At 43.3% G+C, this 21,392-nt stretch carries 19 protein-coding genes; 13 read left to right on the top strand and 6 right to left on the bottom strand.

What is annotated here, in order from left to right; all coding sequences use genetic code 11:
• The first annotated feature begins 7 nt into the window (after positions 1-7).
• Complete coding sequence (locus tag CO692_RS14675; RefSeq protein ID WP_005229917.1) at positions 8-814, top strand: gluconate 5-dehydrogenase; 807 nt, start codon at positions 8-10, stop codon at positions 812-814.
• 258 nt (positions 815-1,072) lie between these two features.
• On the opposite strand, the gene CO692_RS14680 is transcribed toward CO692_RS14675, so the two are convergent.
• The 5 genes from CO692_RS14680 to CO692_RS14700 form a co-directional block, all read right to left on the bottom strand.
• Positions 1,073-1,744: a rhamnogalacturonan acetylesterase gene (locus CO692_RS14680; RefSeq protein ID WP_096742557.1), complete on the bottom strand. Its 672-nt coding sequence runs from the start codon at positions 1,742-1,744 to the stop codon at positions 1,073-1,075.
• Positions 1,745-1,754: 10 nt separating this feature from the next.
• Positions 1,755-3,143 carry a glucuronate isomerase gene (uxaC, locus tag CO692_RS14685; protein ID WP_096742558.1) on the bottom strand — a complete coding sequence of 463 codons (1,389 nt, stop codon included), beginning with the start codon at positions 3,141-3,143 and terminating at the stop codon, positions 1,755-1,757.
• Positions 3,144-3,163: 20 nt separating this feature from the next.
• Complete coding sequence (locus CO692_RS14690) at positions 3,164-4,675, bottom strand: UxaA family hydrolase (protein WP_060792119.1); 1,512 nt, start codon at positions 4,673-4,675, stop codon at positions 3,164-3,166.
• A gap of 12 nt (positions 4,676-4,687) precedes the next feature.
• Entirely contained in the window at positions 4,688-6,091 is a 1,404-nt protein-coding gene (locus CO692_RS14695) for a tagaturonate reductase (RefSeq protein WP_096742559.1), read from the bottom strand.
• A gap of 74 nt (positions 6,092-6,165) precedes the next feature.
• Positions 6,166-7,146 (bottom strand): LacI family DNA-binding transcriptional regulator, encoded by a 981-nt coding sequence (locus CO692_RS14700; protein ID WP_005229927.1) that lies wholly within the window; start codon positions 7,144-7,146, stop codon positions 6,166-6,168.
• Positions 7,147-7,308: 162 nt separating this feature from the next.
• Here CO692_RS14700 and CO692_RS14705 point away from each other — a divergent pair, with 162 nt between their 5' ends.
• Both CO692_RS14705 and CO692_RS17970 read left to right on the top strand, forming a co-directional pair.
• Positions 7,309-9,039 (top strand): cache domain-containing protein, encoded by a 1,731-nt coding sequence (locus CO692_RS14705; RefSeq protein WP_226818164.1) that lies wholly within the window; start codon positions 7,309-7,311, stop codon positions 9,037-9,039.
• 29 nt (positions 9,040-9,068) lie between these two features.
• Entirely contained in the window at positions 9,069-9,521 is a 453-nt protein-coding gene (locus CO692_RS17970; RefSeq protein ID WP_226818166.1) for a helix-turn-helix domain-containing protein, read from the top strand.
• A 60-nt stretch (positions 9,522-9,581) separates the two neighbouring features.
• Here the strand turns inward: CO692_RS17970 and CO692_RS14710 are convergent, their stop codons facing one another.
• Positions 9,582-10,469, bottom strand: a complete 888-nt coding sequence (locus tag CO692_RS14710) for a carbohydrate ABC transporter permease (RefSeq protein ID WP_015509917.1) — start codon at positions 10,467-10,469, stop codon at positions 9,582-9,584.
• Positions 10,470-10,728: 259 nt separating this feature from the next.
• Here CO692_RS14710 and CO692_RS14715 point away from each other — a divergent pair, with 259 nt between their 5' ends.
• From CO692_RS14715 to CO692_RS14760, 10 genes are all read left to right on the top strand, one after another.
• The gene (locus CO692_RS14715; RefSeq protein WP_077453828.1) at positions 10,729-11,697 is read left to right on the top strand and encodes an ABC transporter permease; all 969 of its coding nucleotides are present in this window, start codon (positions 10,729-10,731) and stop codon (positions 11,695-11,697) included.
• 15 nt (positions 11,698-11,712) lie between these two features.
• Positions 11,713-12,390, top strand: a complete 678-nt coding sequence (locus tag CO692_RS14720) for a YesL family protein (RefSeq protein ID WP_096742560.1) — start codon at positions 11,713-11,715, stop codon at positions 12,388-12,390.
• A 165-nt stretch (positions 12,391-12,555) separates the two neighbouring features.
• A complete protein-coding gene (locus CO692_RS14725) occupies positions 12,556-13,677 on the top strand; it encodes a glycoside hydrolase family 105 protein (RefSeq protein ID WP_077453826.1) in 1,122 nt (373 codons plus the stop codon).
• Positions 13,674-14,990 (top strand): glycoside hydrolase family 28 protein, encoded by a 1,317-nt coding sequence (locus CO692_RS14730; RefSeq protein ID WP_096742561.1) that lies wholly within the window; start codon positions 13,674-13,676, stop codon positions 14,988-14,990. Before CO692_RS14725 ends, CO692_RS14730 begins: the two co-directional genes overlap by 4 nt.
• Entirely contained in the window at positions 14,987-15,877 is an 891-nt protein-coding gene (locus CO692_RS14735; RefSeq protein WP_096742562.1) for a dienelactone hydrolase family protein, read from the top strand. The genes CO692_RS14730 and CO692_RS14735 overlap by 4 nt, the downstream gene beginning before the upstream one ends.
• Positions 15,838-16,755: a pectinesterase family protein gene (locus tag CO692_RS14740; protein WP_096742563.1), complete on the top strand. Its 918-nt coding sequence runs from the start codon at positions 15,838-15,840 to the stop codon at positions 16,753-16,755. Before CO692_RS14735 ends, CO692_RS14740 begins: the two co-directional genes overlap by 40 nt.
• A complete protein-coding gene (locus CO692_RS14745) occupies positions 16,752-17,198 on the top strand; it encodes a DUF4064 domain-containing protein (RefSeq protein ID WP_096742564.1) in 447 nt (148 codons plus the stop codon). Before CO692_RS14740 ends, CO692_RS14745 begins: the two co-directional genes overlap by 4 nt.
• Positions 17,195-18,787, top strand: coding sequence for a glycoside hydrolase family 43 protein (locus CO692_RS14750; protein WP_096742565.1), 1,593 nt, complete (start codon positions 17,195-17,197; stop codon positions 18,785-18,787). Before CO692_RS14745 ends, CO692_RS14750 begins: the two co-directional genes overlap by 4 nt.
• 3 nt (positions 18,788-18,790) lie before the next feature.
• A complete protein-coding gene (locus CO692_RS14755; RefSeq protein WP_096742566.1) occupies positions 18,791-20,284 on the top strand; it encodes an extracellular solute-binding protein in 1,494 nt (497 codons plus the stop codon).
• A gap of 149 nt (positions 20,285-20,433) precedes the next feature.
• Positions 20,434-21,267, top strand: a complete 834-nt coding sequence (locus CO692_RS14760; RefSeq protein WP_186366383.1) for a sugar phosphate isomerase/epimerase family protein — start codon at positions 20,434-20,436, stop codon at positions 21,265-21,267.
• Positions 21,268-21,392: the final 125 nt, after the last annotated feature.

Below are 21,392 nucleotides of genomic sequence, written 5' to 3' on the forward strand. Positions count from 1 at the left end.
ATCAATTATGGATTTTTCAATGGATCAATTTCGTTTAGATGGTAAGATCGCATTAGTGACAGGAGCTGTCTATGGGATCGGTTTTACGATCGCTCGTTCATTAGCAGCAGCAGGAGCAACGATCGTTTTTAACAACTTGGATCAAGAATCAGTGGATAAAGGATTAGCAAACTATCGTGAAGCAGGGATCGAAGCCCACGGCTATGTCTGTGATGTAACGGATGAAAAAGCAGTCAACGAAATGGTCAAGCAGATCGAAGAAGAAGTTGGCGTGATCGATATCTTAGTCAATAATGCTGGGATCATCAAACGAATCCCGATGTTGGAGATGTCTGCTGAAGACTTCCGCCAAGTCGTTGACGTGGACTTGAACGCTCCATTTATCGTTTCAAAAGCAGTCTTACCGTCAATGATCAAAAAAGGACATGGAAAAATCATCAACATTTGCTCAATGATGAGTGAATTGGGAAGAGAAACGGTGGCTGGTTACGCAGCGGCTAAAGGCGGCTTGAAAATGTTGACGAAAAACATTTGTGCTGAATTTGGTTCAGCTAACATTCAATGTAATGGGATCGGACCTGGTTATATTGCAACACCGCAAACCGCACCATTACGAGAGATCCAACCAGACGGTTCTCGTCACCCATTTGATCAATTTATCGTAGCGAAAACACCTGCTGCCCGTTGGGGTGAGCCAGAAGATTTAGCAGGACCAACTGTTTTCTTAGCTTCTGAGGCATCCAACTTTGTCAATGGCCATGTCTTATATGTAGACGGCGGTATCTTGGCGTATATCGGGAAACAACCTGAATAAAACAATCAGTAGTAAGGATGGGGACGATTGCAATCGTTCCCATTTTTATGGTCCAACACCCAAGAAATGTAGGGCTTTAAAAGGTAGCTTGGCGATAAATGGGTTGAAGCAAAGAAGTGGCAAATAAATCTTTTAAAAAGAACGAAAAGCAAAACGCTGTGAAGGAAAATGTTCTTCGCAGCGTTTTGCTTGAGTAGCTCTTTTTAAAATCAGGTAGCATATTTATGTTAGGGGAAGATTCAACACGAACAATGAGTTTCAATCTAACAAAACTTGTTGTGCAAGCGGTAATGGAGCATTTGTCAAACATTTGGCAACTAATTTGGCGACGGCTGTAGCACCTTGGTCATTCAAATGCGTGTTATCCGTAATGCCGGCTGGATAATTGGGGTGCTGGTTTTTTTCTAAATGAAGAAAATAGGTTTTCGCCTGTTGTGGTTCCAGTGCTGAAAAGAACCGTTGTGTTGCGGCAAAAAGATCCAGACAGACCACATCCAAGGAGGTAGCCAAAGCACGCATTGCTTCTGGGTAAGGACCGACTGCCAAAGGATCAAGTTGCTGTTGGTCCACGTAATGCAAACGAGTGATCGAGGTCAATAGGATCGGTGTCGCTTGCTGCTGGCGTGCCGTTTGCACGAAGGTTGCTAAATTATGCTGATATTCTACAGGTGTCGTACCACGACTATCTCTTTTTTGATCGTTGTGTCCAAATTGAATCAAGAGATAATCACCAGCATCTAGTTCTTTTTTTGCCTGCAACAAGCGTCCTTCTTCAATGAAGCTTTTGGAGGAACGCCCATTTTTTGCCAAGTTGACGATTTGATGCTGGGGGAGATAGCGTGAGATCTTTTCACCCCAGCCCGTTTCTGGACGAGCGCTAGGCTCTTTGATCGATGCGGTGGAATCACCGACGATGACGATTTTTTCCATTGTCTTTCTCCTAAAATTTGAAGTAGTTGTTGGCGTTTTGATAACAGACATTTTCTACTAATGGTTTTAGCTGACGAAGATCAGCAGGTGCTTCACCACGTACAACGATCTCAGCAAGCCATTCACAAAAGACGCGTCGGAAATATTCATGACGGGTGTAAGACAAAAAGCTTCTTGAATCCGTCAGCATGCCGACAAAGTTAAAGATCACACTGCCATCTGCGAATTTCGTCAATTGGTGACGCATGCCTGCGCGGGTGTCGTTATACCACCAGCCAGATCCTAACTGCAATTTATTATTGCCTTCTTGCTGGAAGCACCCCATCAAAGCGACGAGTGCATCATAGTCATTGGGATTTAAGGAATAGAGAATCGTTTGAGGCAAATGGTCCTGCGCATCAGCGGCGTTCAATAATTTCTGCAAGCTTTGAGTCAGTGGTTGATCATTGATGCCATCGTAGCCAGTATCTGGTCCCAAGCGCTCAAACATTCGTTGATTGCAGTTGCGGTACGCATGGACATGCAGTTGCATCGTCCAACCATGTTCGTGATACAGCTTCATCAGTTCAACTAGAACATTGGTTTTGAAGAACGAGACTTCGTTTTCCTCCAAAGATTCCCCAGCTAATGCTTTGGCAAATATTGCTTCAAGGGATAACTGTTCGTCTGTAAAATACACTAAAGTATCCAGCGCATGGTCAGACAAGCGGCAGTGATGTTGGTGAAAGTAGGTTACACGGTCCCGCAAGGCTGTCAAGAAAGCATCATAGGTAGTGATCGCGTTTTCGACACTCTTTTCGAGTTTGGTAACATAGGCAAGAAAATTCGGATGGTCGATTTGTAACGCTTTGTCAGGTCGAAAGGTCGGCAAGACACGAAAACGTTGTTCTGTTTGGCTTAATTGGTGATGATAGTGAAGATCATCGACTGGATCATCTGTGGTGCAAACGATCTCGACTTTACTGCGAGTAATCAAAGCTCTTCGAGTAAAGTCTTTTTGCTGCAATTTTTCGTTGCATAGCGTCCACAAGGTTTCGGCATTTTCTTCAGTAACGGGAAGATCGATCGCAAAAAATCGTTTTAATTCTAAATGAGTCCAACTGTAAAGGGGATTTCCCACCAATTTTGGCACTGTTTGACACCATGCCAAAAATTTTTCATAATCACTGGCATTGCCGGTGATCGCTTCTTCTGGTACGCCACAAGCGCGCATCAAGCGCCATTTGTAATGATCGCCACTTAGCCATGCCTCGGTGATCGTTTTAAAGGGTCGATCCTCATAGATTTCTTTCGGGTCTAGGTGGCAGTGGTAATCAATGATCGGCAGCTCTTTGGCATATTCATGGTAAAGGGTTTGAGCAATTTCATTTGGCAATAAATAGTTTTCATTTAAAAACATGTCGAACCTCTTTTCTTTGATTATAGTGTCACGCCATTTTTAAAGATGGCGATCTCACGAACGTTGTTGGCTTCATTACGCGTCGGTTTTCCACTGGCAGTATCGATGATCGCTTGAATAAAGTCTTCCAGCACGACCTCCATCGGCTCTTCCAACAAGCGACCGGCGTTGAAATCCATCCAGTGGGGTTTCTTATGGTAAATCTCTTGATTCGTGGCAACTTTCATGGTCGGCACATAGGCACCAAATGGCGTGCCGCGACCCGTGGTAAATAAGACGAGTTGGCAATCGGCAGAAGCCAGTGCAGAAGCGGCAACAAGGTCGTTTCCTGGACCTTCCAGCAGGCTCAAGCCTGGCTTACGGAGTTTCTCCCCATATTTTAAGACATCGACGACAGCGGAAGTCCCAGATTTTTGGGTACAGCCTAATGACTTATCTTCTAGCGTAGTGATGCCGCCTGCCTTATTGCCAGGAGAAGGATTTTCATAGACCGGCTCACCGTAAGCAAGAAAATAATCTTTAAAGTCATTGATTAAATGGAGGATTTTTTCAAAGGTTGCTTCATCTTGTGCACGCGCCATCAAGACTTGTTCAGCGCCAAACATTTCGGGTACTTCCGTTAAGACCGTACTGCCACCTTGAGAAACTAAAAAGTCAGAAAATGCCCCCAACAAAGGGTTGGCGGTGATCCCAGAAAACCCGTCGGACCCCCCACATTTTAACCCGATCTTTAGCTCACTCAAGGGAACGGCTTCTCGTTGATCCTCTTTTGCTGCTTCCAGTAATTCTTCTAATAAGCTTTCGCCGACCGCAATTTCATCGTCGCTTTCCTGTGCCACCATAAATTTGACGCGCTTTGGATCGTAGTCACCAAGGTTTTTCTTAAACTCGGGAACGGTGTTGTTCTCACAACCTAAGCCAAAGACCAAGACGCCACCGGCATTTGGATGATGCACCGCATCAATTAAAATTTGACGGGTGTTTTGATGATCTTGGCCTAACTGAGAGCAGCCGTAGGGATGTTTAAGGATCGTAATATGATCAAAAGTGCCAAGATCTGGATGATTCTTCTTGAAGTTTTCAACAATGATCTCTGCGATGCCATTGATACAGCCAACTGTTGGCACGATCAGTAAATCATTACGAATTCCAACTTTGCCGTTTGCCCGACGGTACCCTTGGAACGTCGCAGCCCTTTTTGGATAACGGACGGGATGCAAATCGGGGGCATAGGTGTATGCTAAGGTACCAGAAAGATTGGTTTTGACATTGTGGGTATGCAACCATTGGCCAGTTTTCACGTCAGCTAAGAGATGTCCAATGGGATAGCCATATTTGATCACGTCTTGTGATTGTGCGAGGTCTTTGAGGGCGATTTTGTGTCCTTGTGGAATATCCTCAAAAAGGGTGATCGTTTGACCTTCAAATGCAAGAGTCGTTTTAGCAGCTAGTGGTTTTAATGCGACTGCGACATTGTCTTTAGGGTGCAATTTCAATAGTTGCGCGGGTGTTTCTGTTAATGTGCTGGACATAAAGATTCTCCTTTATTTCAAACTTGGCTCAGGGGTGTCAATCGACTCAAGTAACTGGCGGGGTCCGTCTTGTTTTAGGCATGCGCACATTTCATTGATCGTCTCTGTCATAAAGCTCAGGTCTGCATGCCAAAGTTGCTCATTTTTTAATAGAGCTGCGATCTGTTCTTCTGCTGGTAATTGTTTCACTTGCTGAAATATGGTTGTCACTAGCTCATCATCTTGAAAGGGTCGTGTGAGATAGAAAGTCAGCAATCCTGCCAGTGCGGCAGTGATTCGTTTAGGTACCTGCTGGTTTTGTTGGACATAACGACTTAAGACTGGTTGAAGACGCGCACGGAATTTTGAGACGCTGTTTAAAGCGATCGATTGCAGCTGATGCTTCACATAAGGATTTCTGAAGCGCTCTTTGATTTGGTCCGCATAAGCTGCAAGCTGCGCTTTAGGCAAATCAAGCATTGGAATCAACTCTTCCTGAAAAAGACCATCCAAAAAGGCTGCAAATTCACGGTCGTTCATTACTTCTTCAACGGTTTCTAAACCCGCTAAAAGACCGAGTGGAACCATCGCCGTATGAGGACCATTTAATAAATGTACTTTTTGTTCACGGTAAGGAGTCATATCTTCTGTCACGATCACATTCAACCCAGCTTCTTGCAAAGGGAGCTTTTCGGCTACGCCGTTTCCTTCGATCACCCATAGCATAAAGGGTTCCGCAGTGACCATTACGGCATCCTCATAGCCAAGAACCTCTTGGTATTGTGCCACTTTGTCGCGAGGATATCCTGGAACGATCCGATCGACTAAGCTGCAGCAGAAGGTGTTTTCTTTTTCTAACCAGTTGACGAAGTCTGATTCCGAAGACCATAATGCGGCATATTGTAAGACGATCTCTTTTAGTTTTTCCCCATTCCGATCGATCAATTCACAAGGAATGATCAAAAATCCCTTTTTTCGTAGTTGAAAACGACGATACAAAAGAGCGGTCAGTTTTGCGGGAAAACTTTGGGGAGGGGTATCGTGTAAGGTATCCTCTGGGTGAAACGCAATGCCTGCTTCCGTCGTATTAGAAACGATGATCTCAAGTTGCTCGTCTTCGGCTAAAGCAAGATAGTCTTCCCATTGCTGATAAGGATTCAGCACTTGATCAATGGTGGAGACGACTTCAAATGTTTGAGATAAAGCGCCATCGACAAGTCCTTCTAAGATAACGGTGTAGAGATTTTCTTGTTGTGCCAACAGCTCTTTCAAGCCGTGATCAATCGGCTGTACCACAACGGCACTGCCGTTAAAAAGACCTTGCTTGTTCATTTGCTGCAGCTGCCAGTTAAAAAAGCCCCGCATAAAATTGCCTTCCCCGAATTGAATCACTCGGGCTGGATAGGTTTGATGGGGTTGTTCGGTAATTTTTTTCATAGAATCCTCCTTAAAAAAAATATATATATGCACACGTTAACATTTTTGCGTAAGCGCTCTTGAAAACAAGAGGCTTACAGCGATTGACGAATGATTAACGAGGTATCAAAGAAATGTTGTTTCTCAACTACTTGATTGGCAAATGCCTGCAACAGCAGGGTTGCTGCCAATTGACTCATTTCATAGACTGGTTTGCGGATCGTTGTTAATGGGGGATACGTATAGGGAGAAAAAGAACTATCATCAAAACCGATGATGCCTATCTCCTCTGGGATCTTTCGTCCTGCTTGATGACAGGCATTGATCGCACCGATCGCCATATCATCATTGGCGCAAAAAATCACTTCAGGTGGTTCAGGTAAAGCGAGTAGTTGCTGGGCACCCAGCTGACCGCTTTCCAACGAGTAGTCGCCAGCTACGAAGTATTCTTTCGGGCAGACAAGCTGCTTTTCTTGAATCGCTTTCATAAATCCTTTGCGGCGCTCTCTAGCGGAACCAAAGGAAGCGATCCCTTCGATCATGGCGATCTTTCGAAAGCCTTGTTCAAGCACATAGGTAATCATTTGATAGACCCCTTGGGCATCATTACTAGTGACATTCATCAAGGTTGCATCCTGCAATTGACGATTCAAAACGACGATGGGAATGTTTTTCTTTGAAAGAGCAGCGATAAAACCGTCATCACGATCGCTTTGACTCATCACGATCGCTCCATCGAGGCGATTCGGCTCTTCATCAAATGTATCGGATTGCAATAATTCATGAACCGCCAAAGTATATTCGGATGGTAGGGTATCACTGATTCCTTTGATCACTTCGACTAAAAAGCTATCGGAAGTACCAATGGATAGATGAGAAAAATAAAGACCAATGATATAGGATTTTTGATTCACCAGACTTTTGGCATTGACATTGGGCACATAGTGTAAAGATTCAGCGATGGCTGCGATCTTCTTTTTTGTTTCTGGCTTAATTAATGGGCTATCGTTTAGCGCACGAGAAACAGTTGTATGTGAAACACCAGCGACTTTGGCGATATCTTTGATCGTGACCATAGAAAACCTTCTTCCTTTTTGCTTGATTCAAGCATAGCTTGTTCCCACGAGAATGTCAATACACCAAGGATGCACACGTGAAACATTTTTCAAAATAACATAGGAACTTTTTCTGGGATGTGCTAGTATAAAAGAAGATAGTCAGGTAATGGGAGGGAGTCTATGAAATTCTTTTTAAGCTATCATCAAACGTCCAACTTGTTTTATAAAATATTTATTTTGATTTTTCTAATTGGTAGCGCTTTAATCATTGGGTTTAGTGGGGTCATTTATCATCGAACGTATCAAAACATTCAAGAAACATTTTTGCAAAGTCAACATAATTTGGTCAACCAAGTCAAAGAAAATCTGGATCAAAAAATTCAGATGGTGGAGTATGCCTTTTCTACATACAGTAGCACACAAAGCTTTTCCGATACGATGGAACAGCCGTTTTCTGTGACGAATTATCGACAAGTACGAGAGATCAATTCACAACTGGCTTACATTGGTGTGATGGGAATCGAAAACGCCAGCTACCAATTGGTGAATTTGAACCAGCATTGGAAAATCGAAGAAGGCTCCTTAAAACAGATCGATGATACTGAATTCGCTGCTTTTCAAGCGTTGATCGACAACCAACGCTACTTGTATTGGTTGCCAGAAGATGGCTATTTAAAAATGGTGATGACGCTGCCTGTGTTTCGACAGGAAACCACTGCTTTGGGGATCGCTGAAATCCAAGACCATACCATTGCGCAGTTGGTGGCAGATCATGACGATTCCTTTTTGAATATTTTTCATGCAGACGGACAACTGCTTTTCGATAATGGTGAAGTGATCGATTCTGCCTTACAAGAAACAATGATTGCAGCTGCCCACGGCGATGGCATCTTCACTGACAAAGAAAACAATAAGTATGTGGTCACACAATCGGATTACAATCAGTGGTATCATGTGATCCGCCTGGCGCCTGCTAGCGTTTCACAAGCAATCCGTGAATTAAGAAGCGGTTTGATCGTGATTGGCAGTCTTTTGATCATCCTCTTTTTATTAGTATCCTATCGCATTGCGATCGTGGCTACCTCACCCATCAATCGGATCGGTGAGCTTTTAAAGCCCAAAAAACAAGGTCAGAAATTAGAAGTCAATCAGTTGATTTCCGATATCGACCAGGTCTTACATCAAAACCACGATCTCGCCGTCAAAGTCGAGCATCAAAAGCCCGAATTAGAATCCTTGTTTCTATTAAACTTGTTTCGCGGCTGTATCTCAGAAGAAGATATTCACTTAAAACTGTCACAATTTGGGTATGAAGTATCCAAAACAGAACACTTTGCCTTATTACTGATTCAAATCGATGATTTGTGTGGACGAGAAACAGCGACTATTGATATTTTCTTGCTTGCCATCGAGAATCTCGTTTCTGAGATCATTCCAGAAAATTTGCGTTTTCAACCAATCATCTCCAGTCAAGAAACCCAAGGGACGATTTTAAAGCTTCCTGAATCAGTTGACCAAAAACAAGTATTGACCTATTGTCAAAAGATCCATCAAGCGGCAAAAGATTACTTGAAAATCAAAATAAGTTGTGGGGTCTCACAATCCTATGACCGCCTCGTAGAAACCAAATTAGCGGTTGATAACGCCAAAGAAGCCTTGCACTATCGAATGAATTTAGGGGAAGAAGTCATTATCTTTTTTGACGACATTGCAGCACAATTAGACAATAATGCGATCGTTCAATACCCTAGAGAAGCAGAAAGCACCTTTTTGGATGCGATGCGTAGTGGGGAACTAGCGACCATCAAAGCAAGTTACACGGAAGTCGTACGGGAAATCATTCATGAAAACAAAAATCCGTTGACGATTGAAAGTGCCTTGTTTAAGTTATCAACAGTATCGTTCAGCTAGGGCAACTCTTAGGAGCGGATCATACCAGCTTGCAGAATAGTCGCAAAGTTTATCAATCCGTGCTTAATCAAACCAGTTTGTTCAAAGTTGAGCAAATCATCTATCATGAGTTAGTTTTACCTATCGTTGAAACGACACAAGCCAAAACAGATCGAGAAATTCGCTCCTTGTCTGAAAAGATGGTCTTGATCGTACACCAACAATACGATCAAGATCTCTCCTTAGATAGCATTGCTGAACAGCTGCATTATAATGCCAATTACTTAAGTAATGTGTTTAAAAAGGAATTATCCATCAATTTTGCCGATTACTTACAAAACTATCGGTTGCAAATCGCCAAAAAATGGTTGCGGGAAACGGATATGACGATCAAGGAAATCGCAGCCAACCTTCAATATACCAACTCTCAAAACTTCATTCGCTTTTTCAAAAAGAAAGAACAGATGACGCCCGGAGAGTATCGCAAACGTTCCAAAGAATAAAAGAAAAACGCGCTTTTTGATCGTTGATCAAAAAGCGCGTTTTTCTTGGCTGCCTGTTGGTTACCCTTTGACGGAACCAACCATTGCCCCTTTCACGAAATACTTCTGGACAAATGGATAGGCGATCAACATTGGGAGAGTTGCAACGACGATCACGGCCATTTTTACGGATTGTGCTGGTGGGACAACATCGACACTCGCGGCATCGGCGTTCATCCCGCTGGAGACGATCACGATTTGTCGAAGGAGCACTTGGATCGGCCATTTCGCTGAATCATTGATGTACAAAATCGCTGATTGATAAGTATTCCAATAACTAACAGCGTAGAACAAAGAGATCGTCGCAATCGATGGTAAGGAAAGGGGTAAGATGATCCGGAAAAAGACGCCCCAATCAGAGCAACCATCCATTTTTGCGGATTCTTCTAAACTATCAGGAATTCCTTGGAAAAAGTTTCTCATAATGATCATATTATATGCACTGATCGCACTCGGTAAGATCAGTGCCCAGAGAGAATCGATCAAGCCGAGGCTTTGTACCAAAATAAAACTTGGGATCATCCCACCGCTAAACAACATGGTAAATACGACAATAAAGTTGAAGATGCCGCGTCCATGCAAATATTTTCTTGAAAGAGCATAGGCCATAAAAGAGGTCAAGATCATTGAAAGAACTGTTCCGACGATGGTCACAAAAAGGGAAACACCAATACTGGTAAAAATCGTGGGTGTCGAGAGAATATACCGGTAAGCATTTAAGCTAAATTCACGAGGGATAATGATAAATGTTCGTGTCGCGATCTCAGAAGAAGAAGCAAAGGAGCTTCCGAGAATGTTTAGAAAAGGCAAGAGACACGTTAAGGTGAAGAGTAGTAGAAAGCCAATAATAAATCCTTGAACGACCCGTTCACTTTTCGGGCGGTTCGTTTTTTTCAGGGTTTGTTGCATAGAAAAAACCTCCATCTTTTTTTACTTAAATAGGTACTTCCAACGTATCATGAGGCGGGGACAACGTATATAATCATTTTTACATGTTAAAAAAATCACAATAATGACAAACGTTGATAAATAAAGGATTATCCAATTCGACTGCGAGATAATCCTAAAAAATGTATGCCTTTTCAAAGCTGAGAAAATGATTATATACGTTATCTTTTTTTCACGCTACCATGGGACTATCAAATCAAAAAAAATCGGAGGAACAAGTATGGAAACAAAAGTTGATAATTACTTCTCACCACTAAATGAAGAAGAACAGCGGCTGCGGCTGAAAAAGAAAAAATGGGCGCAAATCAGAAAAAATCGTGCCCTCTATATTATGGTATTGCCGGGGATTTTATATTTTCTTATTTTCCGTTACATACCGATGGGCGGGTTAGTCATCGCTTTTCAAGACTACCAACCATTCTTGGGGATCCTAGGAAGCCCCTTTGTTGGCTTCACCCATTTTATTCGGCTCTTTACCGAAGATACCTTCGTGATGTTGATGCGCAATACATTGATCATGTTCTTCTTAAATATCACGATTTCCTTCCCTTTTCCTATAGTATTGGCACTTATGCTAAATGAAGTAAACAATCGCCGTTTGAAAAAAGGGATTCAAACCATCATTTATTTGCCTCATTTTATGTCGTGGGTCATCGTTGTTTCCATCTTCTATGTTTTATTAACGACAGAAGGTGGTGTAATCAATAACATGATCGAAAGTCTTGGTGGCGAACGTATCCCGTTTCTAACAAGTCGCACGTGGTTGCGTCCAATGTACATTTTCCAAGATCTTTGGAAAGGTGCCGGTTGGGGGACGATCGTTTATCTAGCCGCTATTACCAATGTTGATGAACAGCTTTATGAAGCGGCGGATATGGATGGGGCTGGCAAGCTACGAAAAATGTGGCATATCACATTGCCTTGTATTCGTCCGACGATCGTAACCTTATTGATTTTAAAGATCGGTTCGATCTTAGATATGGGCTTTGAGCATATGTTCTTGTTGATGAACTCAATGAACCGTGAGGTTGCCCAAATCTTTGATACCTTTGTCTATACCGCCGGGATTCAAAATGGTCAATTGAGTTACTCGACAGCTGTTGGGCTGTTTAAAGGACTTGTTGGCTTGATTCTTGTCATCTTTGCCAATCGTTTGGCGAAAAAAATTGGCGAAGATGGGATTTATTAAGAAAGAAGGGATCACATGACGATCGAAAAGATCACGAAAATCAACGAAGGATTACTCGCATTTTTGACGCTGATCGCCCTTCACTTTCTTTGGCTAAGTGTGACTCTCCTGGGAGGCATCCTCTTTGGCATTGGCCCTGCGTCGTATGCCATGATGAAATATTATGATCGCTGGCTTCGTCTTCATGAACGACCGCCTTTGATCAAAAGTTTTTTCTACTATAGTAAAGAACGGTTCCGGCAATCGGTGCTAATCAGTTGGTTGTTTTTGATTATCGCAGCAATCGTGATCACCAATATATTTGCGCCATTTCCATGGTTTATCCAAGTGGCGAATGTCCTCTTTTTGATTGCGTTCCTCTTTCTATTCATGCACGTGTATACCGTCATGGCGGCTACCAACTTTGCGACCGTGCTTGAGATCCTGCGGGGGAGTGCCTTGTTAGGTTTAGGCTATCTGCATTATTCGATCATTAGTTGGACGATTTTGATCCTTTGCTATTTAGTCCTGGGCAGTTATTTCTTGATCGGTCTCTTTTTGATGGGGAGTAGCTTAGTTGGTGGTGTTTTTGCCCTTGCTGGCAAAAAAATTCTTCAAGATATCCACCCAATTGAAACAGATCAGGTGGTTTCAAAAGCGGCATCGACTACGGAGCAAACCGTTGCCAGTAAAGGAGATGAGGTCATTATCTGAAGAAAACGGCTCAAAGACTTTTACTGGTTCGTGAACAAAACGGTTACTAGAGAACACCTGGAAATAGCAAAACAAGCTGAACCCTCATGAAATACAGCCAGTAAAACAGATTCATTGAAACAGCTCTATGAATTGAGGAGACTACAATAAAAGGAAGTATCGTACATGAAGAACTATTCGGAAATTGCTTTGAACACGTTATTTGAGCGCTATGACTACTTATGCAAAGAAAAAATTTATCACGGAAAATGGTCCTATGACATCGGGGTTGTTTTACAAGGCGTGAAAGAAGCCTATGAACAGACTGGTGACAAACGTTATTTCGACTATATCCAAAACACGATGGATTTTTATATTGACGAAGACGGTCGTATCAAAAATTATCAGATGGACGCGATGAATATCGATTACATCAATAATGGCAAATGTTTATTCTTACTATACAAAGAAACAGGTGTTTCAAAATACAAGATCGCCTTGGACACGCTGTATCAACAATTACAGCAGATGCCAAGAACAAGCGAAGGCGGGTTCTGGCATAAAAAAATCTATCCATATCAAATGTGGTTAGATGGCTTATATATGGGGGCCCCATTTCTAACAGAATACGCACTGAAATTTGAGAAAGCAGAAGCATTGGAAGATGTCATCAAGCAATTCACCTTATGCTTTACGCATACCCTAGATCCAAAAACGGGTCTTTTGTATCACGCGTGGGATGAACAAAAAGTCCAGCCGTGGGCAGATCCTGAGACTGGTTGTTCAAAAAATTTCTGGGGACGGTCAATGGGATGGTTCATGATGGCACTCGCAGATACGATGGTGCTATTAGGGGAATCAGAGCAGAAGAATTCGTTAGAAAACATGTTTGTCTCCTGTCTAGAAGCTCTTGCTAAAGTAAGAGATCCCCAGAAAAAAGTGTGGTATCAAGTCTTAGATAAAGGCAGTGAGCGTGGGAATTATTTAGAAGCATCCGCTTCTTCAATGATTTGTTACGCAACAGCGAAAGCAGTCAAAGCAGGGATCATCGATCAAAAATGGCAAGTGTTTGCCCAAGAGACCTATCAAGGATTGCTGGATGAGTTTGTCTTTTTAACAAAAGAAGGCTGGTTGAATCTGATCAGAAACTGTGAAGTTGCTGGTCTTGGTGGACCAGATAATCGGGATGGTACGTTTGTTTACTATATCAGTGAACCCGTTATCACGAATGATTTCAAAGGATACGGTGCCTTTTTACAAGCGAGTTTACTGCTGCAACCACTAACGGAGGAAGGAAGCAAGAAATGAATATCCAATTAACTACAGCTGATTTACAAGGAAAAGAAGGTCTGTTGACAGAAGCGATTCAAGAAAAAATTGATGAATTGCATCAACAAGGAGGAGGCAGAATCACTTTTTCTGCAGGACGCTATCCGACAGGTGCGCTATTTTTAAAAAGTAACATTGAACTGCACCTACTATTGGGGGCGACCTTAGTATTTTCTGATGATCCCAAAGACTATCCCGTCGTCGTGTCTCGCTGGGAAGGGGTCAAACGGGAAGTTTATGCCTCTTGTTTATATGCCGAGAATGCGGAAAATATCGCTGTCACAGGATTAGGAATGCTTGATGGACAAGGGCAAAGATGGTGGAAGACCTTTCGGCAAAACCGTGAAGAGCTTGCTTATCCACGACCAAAATTAATCAGTTTTGACTCTTGCCAGCAAATTACATTGAAAGATATCCGTCTTGTCAATTCACCAAGTTGGACCGTCAATCCGATTCTTTGCCAAGATCTAACGATCGATAATCTTCGCATCAAAAATCCAGCGGATTCGCCAAATACGGATGGGATCGATCCTGAATCTTGTAAAAATGTCCGCATCAGTAACTGTCATATCGATGTTGGCGATGATTGCATCGCCATCAAATCAGGAACGGAGGACACTAAAGAACGGGTCGCTTGTGAGAATATCACGATCGTAAATTGCCATATGCTTCATGGGCATGGGGCAGTCGTTCTAGGGAGTGAGATGAGCGGCGATATTCGTAATGTCACCATCAGTAATTGTATTTTTCAAGATACCGATCGTGGGATTCGTTTGAAATCCCGTCGTGGACGTGGCGGAACGATCGAAGATATTCGAGTGAATAACATTGTGATGGATAATGTCATCTGTCCATTCACTTTAAATCTTTACTATTTCTGTGGACCGAAAGGCAAAGAGAAGTATGTTTGGGATAAAAATCCGTACCCAATCACCGAGGAAACCCCTCATTTCCGGAGAATCCATTTTGCAAATATCTCGGCTCGGAATGTCCATGCGGCCGCTGGGTTTGTTTATGGCTTGGCTGAACAATTTATTTCAAATATCACTTTCCAAGATATTGCCATCTCTATGGCTGAACATCCAATTCCAGGAAAGCCTGCAATGATGACAGGTATCGAAGAGATGACAAAACAAGGCTTTTATATTGGCTGTGGACGGAATATTCAGTTTGATCGTATCAATTTGGAAGGCGTAACTGAAGCGTTCCATATCGAGAATAGTCGGGAAATCACCGTCACACAATCATTTGAGAATCGTCAGCCTCTGGCATTTCAAGGAGATTTTTTGTGAGGGATCCTCAGTTACTTCAGCTGCTAGGTCCTGATATGAAAGTTGCACCACAAGTGGTTCAGCAAACAAAAGAGCAAGTGAAAAATTATACCTTGGAACATTTACTTCTACGATTAAATCAAGAAGAGGATGTCCCTGCATACTTTGCTTATCCTAGCTCTCAGCAACCTGTTCCACTCGTTTTGTTCAATCATTCTCATGGCGGTGACTTCACGATAGGGAAAGAAGAACTTCGGCAAAGTCCGCCTTATATGCAAAAGGAAAGCCTATTCGCTGCATTTATGAAGCTGGGCGTCGCTGTTGGGGTGATCGACATGTGGGGCTTTGGCGAACGAAAAAATGGTGAAAATGATAGCTACAAGCGATTTCTCTTGCAAGGCAAAACGTTATGGGGGCAGCGAATCTATGACAATCAACAGTTTTTGACGTATCTTGCTTCCCGCAAAGAAGTGAAACATTCCGCTATCGCCACATTGGGACTTTCCATGGGCGGCTTGATGAGTTGGTGGTTGGCAGCGCTTGATGAACGGATATCAGTGGTGGTGGACATGGCAGCACAAGTGGACTATCAAGCATTGATCGAAGAGGACCGTCTAAGCAAACATGGGTTTTACTATTATGTTCCTAATGTGTTGAAAGACATTACGACTGCGGCAATCCAAAAACAGATTGCACCACGCCCGCGTTTGAGTTTGGTTGGCAAAAAAGATCGTGGATGCCCCTCAAGCGGCGTCGCTCGTTTGGATCTGCAGGTCGGGCAGCATTATGAAGCAATGGGCTACAAGGAGCATTGGCAGGCGCGCAGCTTGCCAGGTGGTCATGAAGAAACCAAGGAGATGAGAGCGCAGTGGATCGAATTTCTAAAACAGCACCTCCTATCAAGCTAAAGGTTAGTAAAGACCCGCAAAAGGGCGATTTTACGAGTATCCAAGAAGCTGTGCTGGCTGCTGAAGCCTTAAACGCACCTTGTGAGATCACGATCGCCTCTGGCGTGTACCAAGAACAGGTGAAAATCTATAAAAACCAGCTTACGTTGATCGCAGAACCCAACACGTTCTTATGCTACCACTTGGCTGCCGAGCAAACCGATGAAAATGGGCAAAAAAGAGGGACGTTTCAAACAGCGACGCTTTTTATCAATAGCCGAGAAGTCTTTGTAAAAAACCTGACCATCACCAATGACGCAGGGTATGGGCAAGCAGTCGGGCAAGCAGTTGCCGTCTTTATCGAAGGGGATGACATTCGCTTCGAACGCTGTCATCTCGATGCTTTTCAAGATACCTTGTGCCTGGGACCATTGCCAAAATATACCAAAGAGGGCGAACCAATGATCAGTCCTTGGCGAAAAACAATCTTTGACCAACAACAGAGTTTGTTTTTGCATTGCAGGATCAGTGGAACAGTCGATTTTATTTTTGGCGGTGGTTCCGCCACCTTTGAAGAGTGTCGCTTGCATTGTAAAAATACACCACAAACGAACTACATTACTGCTGCCTCAACCAACAAACAAGCAAGCGGGTTAACCTTCGATCGGTGTCGGGTGACAGGGGACAAAGCCTATTTTTTAGGCCGCCCTTGGCGCAATGACGCCAAAGTCACCTTTTTATCCTGCTGCTTTGATCAACAGCTCGTCCCTTGCGGCTGGTCTGATTGGGGAAAAGCAGCAAGCCACCAAACGGTCGCGTTCACGGAGCGAATGTGTTGTTACCAAAGAAGTCCCCAACGTCCTGAATGGGTGACTATCGAAGGAGTGATAGAAAAATGAGCAAGGCAAAATGGTCTGGCTGGATCGGGATGGTTCTCGCTCTGGTGTTTATGGGCGGCTTTTCCTTGGTGATCAATCAAATGACTGTCCAGCAGTTCGAAGAGATCTTTCAAAGTGCTTTTCCTACTGTACTGAAGCAAATGACGGCAGAAGCAGCGTTGGCGCAATTTCAAACACTCGGTGCTTGGTTTGGCTTCACGCTGTTGGCACTCCTGATATTGGTTTCAGTGGCGACGATGCTTGTTCGCTATCGTAATTATCGAAAACAAGCGTGTGTTCTTTATTTTTTGACTGGTGTCGTGACATTGATTGGTAGTCAAATGATCGCTTTTCCGATTGCCTTTTGTTTCTTTTTAGCGGCGGGTTTTTGTTTTCTCCATCGTGATGACCGACACAAGAAAAAAACAACGGACACAGTCAGCAAACAAGGAGGGGTTGCATGAAGGCAATGATCAATAATCCGATTTTAAGAGGGTTTCATCCTGATCCGAGTATTTTAAAAGTCGAGGATACTTATTATTTAGCGGTTTCTTCTTTTGAGTGGTTGCCAGGAATCCGGGTCTACTGTTCTCAAGATCTAGTCAATTGGTCCCATGAAACAGATATTCTGACGAATCAAGTGGATTTATTAGGCAACGCAGCAAATTGCAGCATTTGGGCACCGCAAATCAGTTACGCAAACGGACAATACTATTGTGTCTATACAAATGTTCGTAACACGACACGCCCCTTCAAAGACTGTCGAAACTATCTCATGACGGCTCCTACGATTCATGGGCCATGGAGTGAGCCCATTTACTTAAATGGTAGTGGCTTTGATCCGTCCTTGTTTCATGATCAAGAGGGGCGTATCTGGTTATTGAATGCGCTATGGGATTATCGTAAGGATACACCAAATAAATCGGTGGGGATCGTGCTCCAAGAATACTCTGAAGCACAAGGCCGCTTGATCGGTGACAGAGTGCCAATTTTTTCTGGTACCCAGCTGGCGAAGACTGAAGCACCGCATCTTTATTACCACAATGAGTGTTATTACTTACTGACGGCAGAAGGAGGAACGGGTGCAGGTCATGCGGTAACGGTTTGTCGTAGTAAGACCATCACTGGACCTTATGAAGTAGATCCGCATTTTCCCATGATGTGTGCCTATCAGCGCCAAGATTCCCCTTTTCAATGTACAGGTCATGGCAGTTTGACGATTGCGCCATCAGGAGAATGGGTCATGAGCTATTTGATGACTCGGCCAGTAGCAGGGGCAGCGATCCTTGGACGAGAGACGGCACTCCAAACCGTCTATTGGGATCACGAAGGATGGCTGCGTCTTAGCAATGATGATACGATCCCAGATCAAACCATCAGGCTCGCTAGCGAGGTTCAGAAGCAAGAGACATCACCTGCTGTTTTTGTTGATGATTTTCAAGGATCGTTGCAAAAAGCATGGAACGGTAGACGATTGCTGCCCAATGAAGAGTGGTGCAATCTGACTGAGCGACCAGGGTATTTGCGATTGATCGGTGGAGAATCGATGCAATCGAACTTTCATAAGCACTTATTAGCGATTCGCCAACAAGACTTTTGTTTTGAAGCTGAAACAGTGATGGAATATCAACCCCAATCGTTTAACCAGATGGCTGGATTGTCGCTTTTCTTAAACGAAGAAAACTATTTGTTTTTCTATGTGACCTATGATGAAGAAGCAGGCAAGGTCCTTCGGTTGCTGCGCTGTTGTGAAGGAGAATTTCACTTGTTCCCAGATAAATTGCCCCTCGCTGCTGCAAGTGAGCCGATCAGATTGAAAGTAGTCGGTTCTTATCTAGAAGCCCAATGGTTCTATCGGCAATCACAAACGTGGCATCCCTTTAAAAAGCAAAACATTCAGTTCTTGTCTGGTGGTTTTACGGGGAATTTCATAGGAATCAGTGCCCATGATTTAGATCACTTTGCCGGAAGCTATGCCGATTTTGAATATTTTACGTATCAAGGGAAAGATCAGCGCGATGATGGCTCCCTAAAAATAGAGAAAGAAGGTTAACAAATGAAAAAGTTGAAAGTTGCAAGTTTATTATTATGTGCCGGACTGTTTTTAGCAGGCTGCGGCGATGGCGGAGGTTCATCTGAAGGTACAGAAGGTGAAACAAAATCAAGCATTTCTTGGATGGCGATGTTGCATACCGCTTCGCCTCCGTCTGGGGATGTGACGCAAAAATTAGAAGAATATACAGGGATCGAGATCGATTTCACTTGGGTGCCGGACGCATCAAAAACAGAACGCTTGAATGCAGCACTAGCATCAAATTCTTTAGCAGATATCGTTAGTCTGACAGAAATCAATAACACGACCGTCCGGAGCTCGCTAGCGTCCGGGATGTTCTGGGATGTGGAACCGTATTTAGAAGAGTTTCCAAATTTGGCAGAAATTTCTGAGGATCGCATAGAGTCCTCGCGGATCGATGGTCATATCTATGGTGTTCCGTTTTTAAAACCGATCGCTCGTTATGGCGTCCTTGTCAGAAAAGATTGGTTGGATAATTTAGGCTTGGACGTGCCATCGACATTAGAAGAATTAGCGGCTGTCGCTCAGGCCTTTACGGAAGGTGATCCAGATGGCAACGGTGTAGATGATACGGTTGGTTTCGTAGAGCGTGATGAGTCCTTTAACGTTGGTTTCCGTTCACTTTCTGGTTACTTTGGCGCAGACAATTGGTTTACGATCACGGATGATGATGAAGTGATGCCATCCTTTATGCAACCAGAATACAAAGAAGCAATGGAATGGTTCCGTAATATCTATGATAACGGCTGGATGAATTCTGATTTTGCGGTAATGGCGAAAAATGACCAGAAGAACTATATCGTTCAAGGTCGTGGTGGGATCGTATTGAGTGGTTTGCAAGAAGTACGTAACTACATTGATGATGCTGCTGGAACTGCCGAAGAGCATATGGAATGGGTCTTGATCAATGATATCGTCCATGAAAATGTGGAACGTCGTATCCTTTCTGATACCAATGGTGGAATGGGCGGCTGGTTAGCCATTCCGAAAAACAATGTTGAAACCGAAGAAGACTTACGTGTTGTTTTGAAATTTATCAATGATTTGATGGACGAAGAGCCGTTTACGTTGATGACGCAAGGGATCGAAGGGGTCCATTATGAAATTGATGATGAGGGTGTCTATGTCCGTTTAGATGATACGAAGTGGCAACAAGAAGTACAACCATTTTCTTCGTCTCGTCCATCAGAATTAGTAACAGTTTTCCCTTCAAGCAACCCATATGTCAACTTAGCCAATGAAAAGATTCGCGAAAATGAAGAGTTTGCGGTGATCAATCCTGCACAATCGCTGACCTCTGAAACCTATGATCGTTCATGGTCAAGCTTGATTGAAGGAATCTCAGACGCTTACTACCAATATATGACTGGGGAAATCGAGATCGATGGGTTTGATACAGCAATCGAAACCTTCTTAAGAAATGGTGGACAGCAAATCATTGACGAGTTCACGGAAGACTATCGTTCACAACAATAAAGGTCACAAAAGGTTCTGATCATCTATTGAGAAGAAATAGATGAAGTGAGGAGCCGCTACTGCTGAATGATTTGAAGACCAAGACCAGTTGAAGTGATTCGCTGCTTGGTCTTCTTTTTTCTTCAAAAGCAGTGAAGAAAGGAGAAGCTATGTTTCAACTAACTGTTCGGGGGCATGATGTAAAGAATTATGGGTCCCCAGAAGAATTAGCGCAAAAAATTGCCGCCCAAAACATTCATAACATTCAATTTGCATTAAATAAATCCTTCCCGCAATGGGCAGAGCCAGAGCAATTAAGCCCTGGTTTAGGCCGCTTTTTCAAACGAGTTTTTGGTCAATCTCACGTTCAGGTCGCTTTATTAAGTTGTTATTGTAATCTGATCCATCCTGATCTGGAAGAACGGGAAGCAATTTTATCCAGATTCGAGACCTATCTCGCACATGCCAAATATTTTGATGCAGCTATGGTCGCAAGTGAAACTGGTTCGATTTTGCCAAATATGGGGTATACCGAGGAAAATTTCAGTGACGTCGTTTTCGATGATTTGGTTCAGGTGATCAAGCGTTTGGTCCAAGTGGCCAAGAGACATCAAGTGATGCTAGGAATTGAAGCGGGCTTAAATCATCCACTATCATCGATCGACCGAATCGAAGAATTGCTGGAACGGGTACCCTCTGACTATTTAGGGATCATCTTTGATCCAACCAATCTGATTACGGCGAAGAACTATCAAGAGCAAGTTGCTTTGACAAGGGAAGCTTTTTCCCGCTTTGGCGATGCCATCGTTTGCTTGCACTTGAAAGATTATCAAGTAATCGATGGGAAAATCAAGGTAGTCCCATTGGGAGAAGGAAGGATTGATTATCAACAACTATTGGCCATCACCGCTGCATACAAGCCGTATTGTTATGTTGTGTTAGAAGGGACAACCGAAGAAGCGATGCAGCCAGCGATTTCCTTGATTGAAGCAATACAAAACTAATTGGTTCTTCACTGCTTGCGACTGTTGAAGACACGATTTATGAAGCAACGAGCAGTCGATTGCTCCGTTGCTAAACAAGCAGATTTGTTTACTTACTAAAAGTTAGTGTTATACTTAAAGTAACA

Source organism: Enterococcus sp. FDAARGOS_375, from assembly GCF_002393265.1.
Lineage (GTDB): Bacteria > Bacillota > Bacilli > Lactobacillales > Enterococcaceae > Enterococcus_D > Enterococcus_D innesii.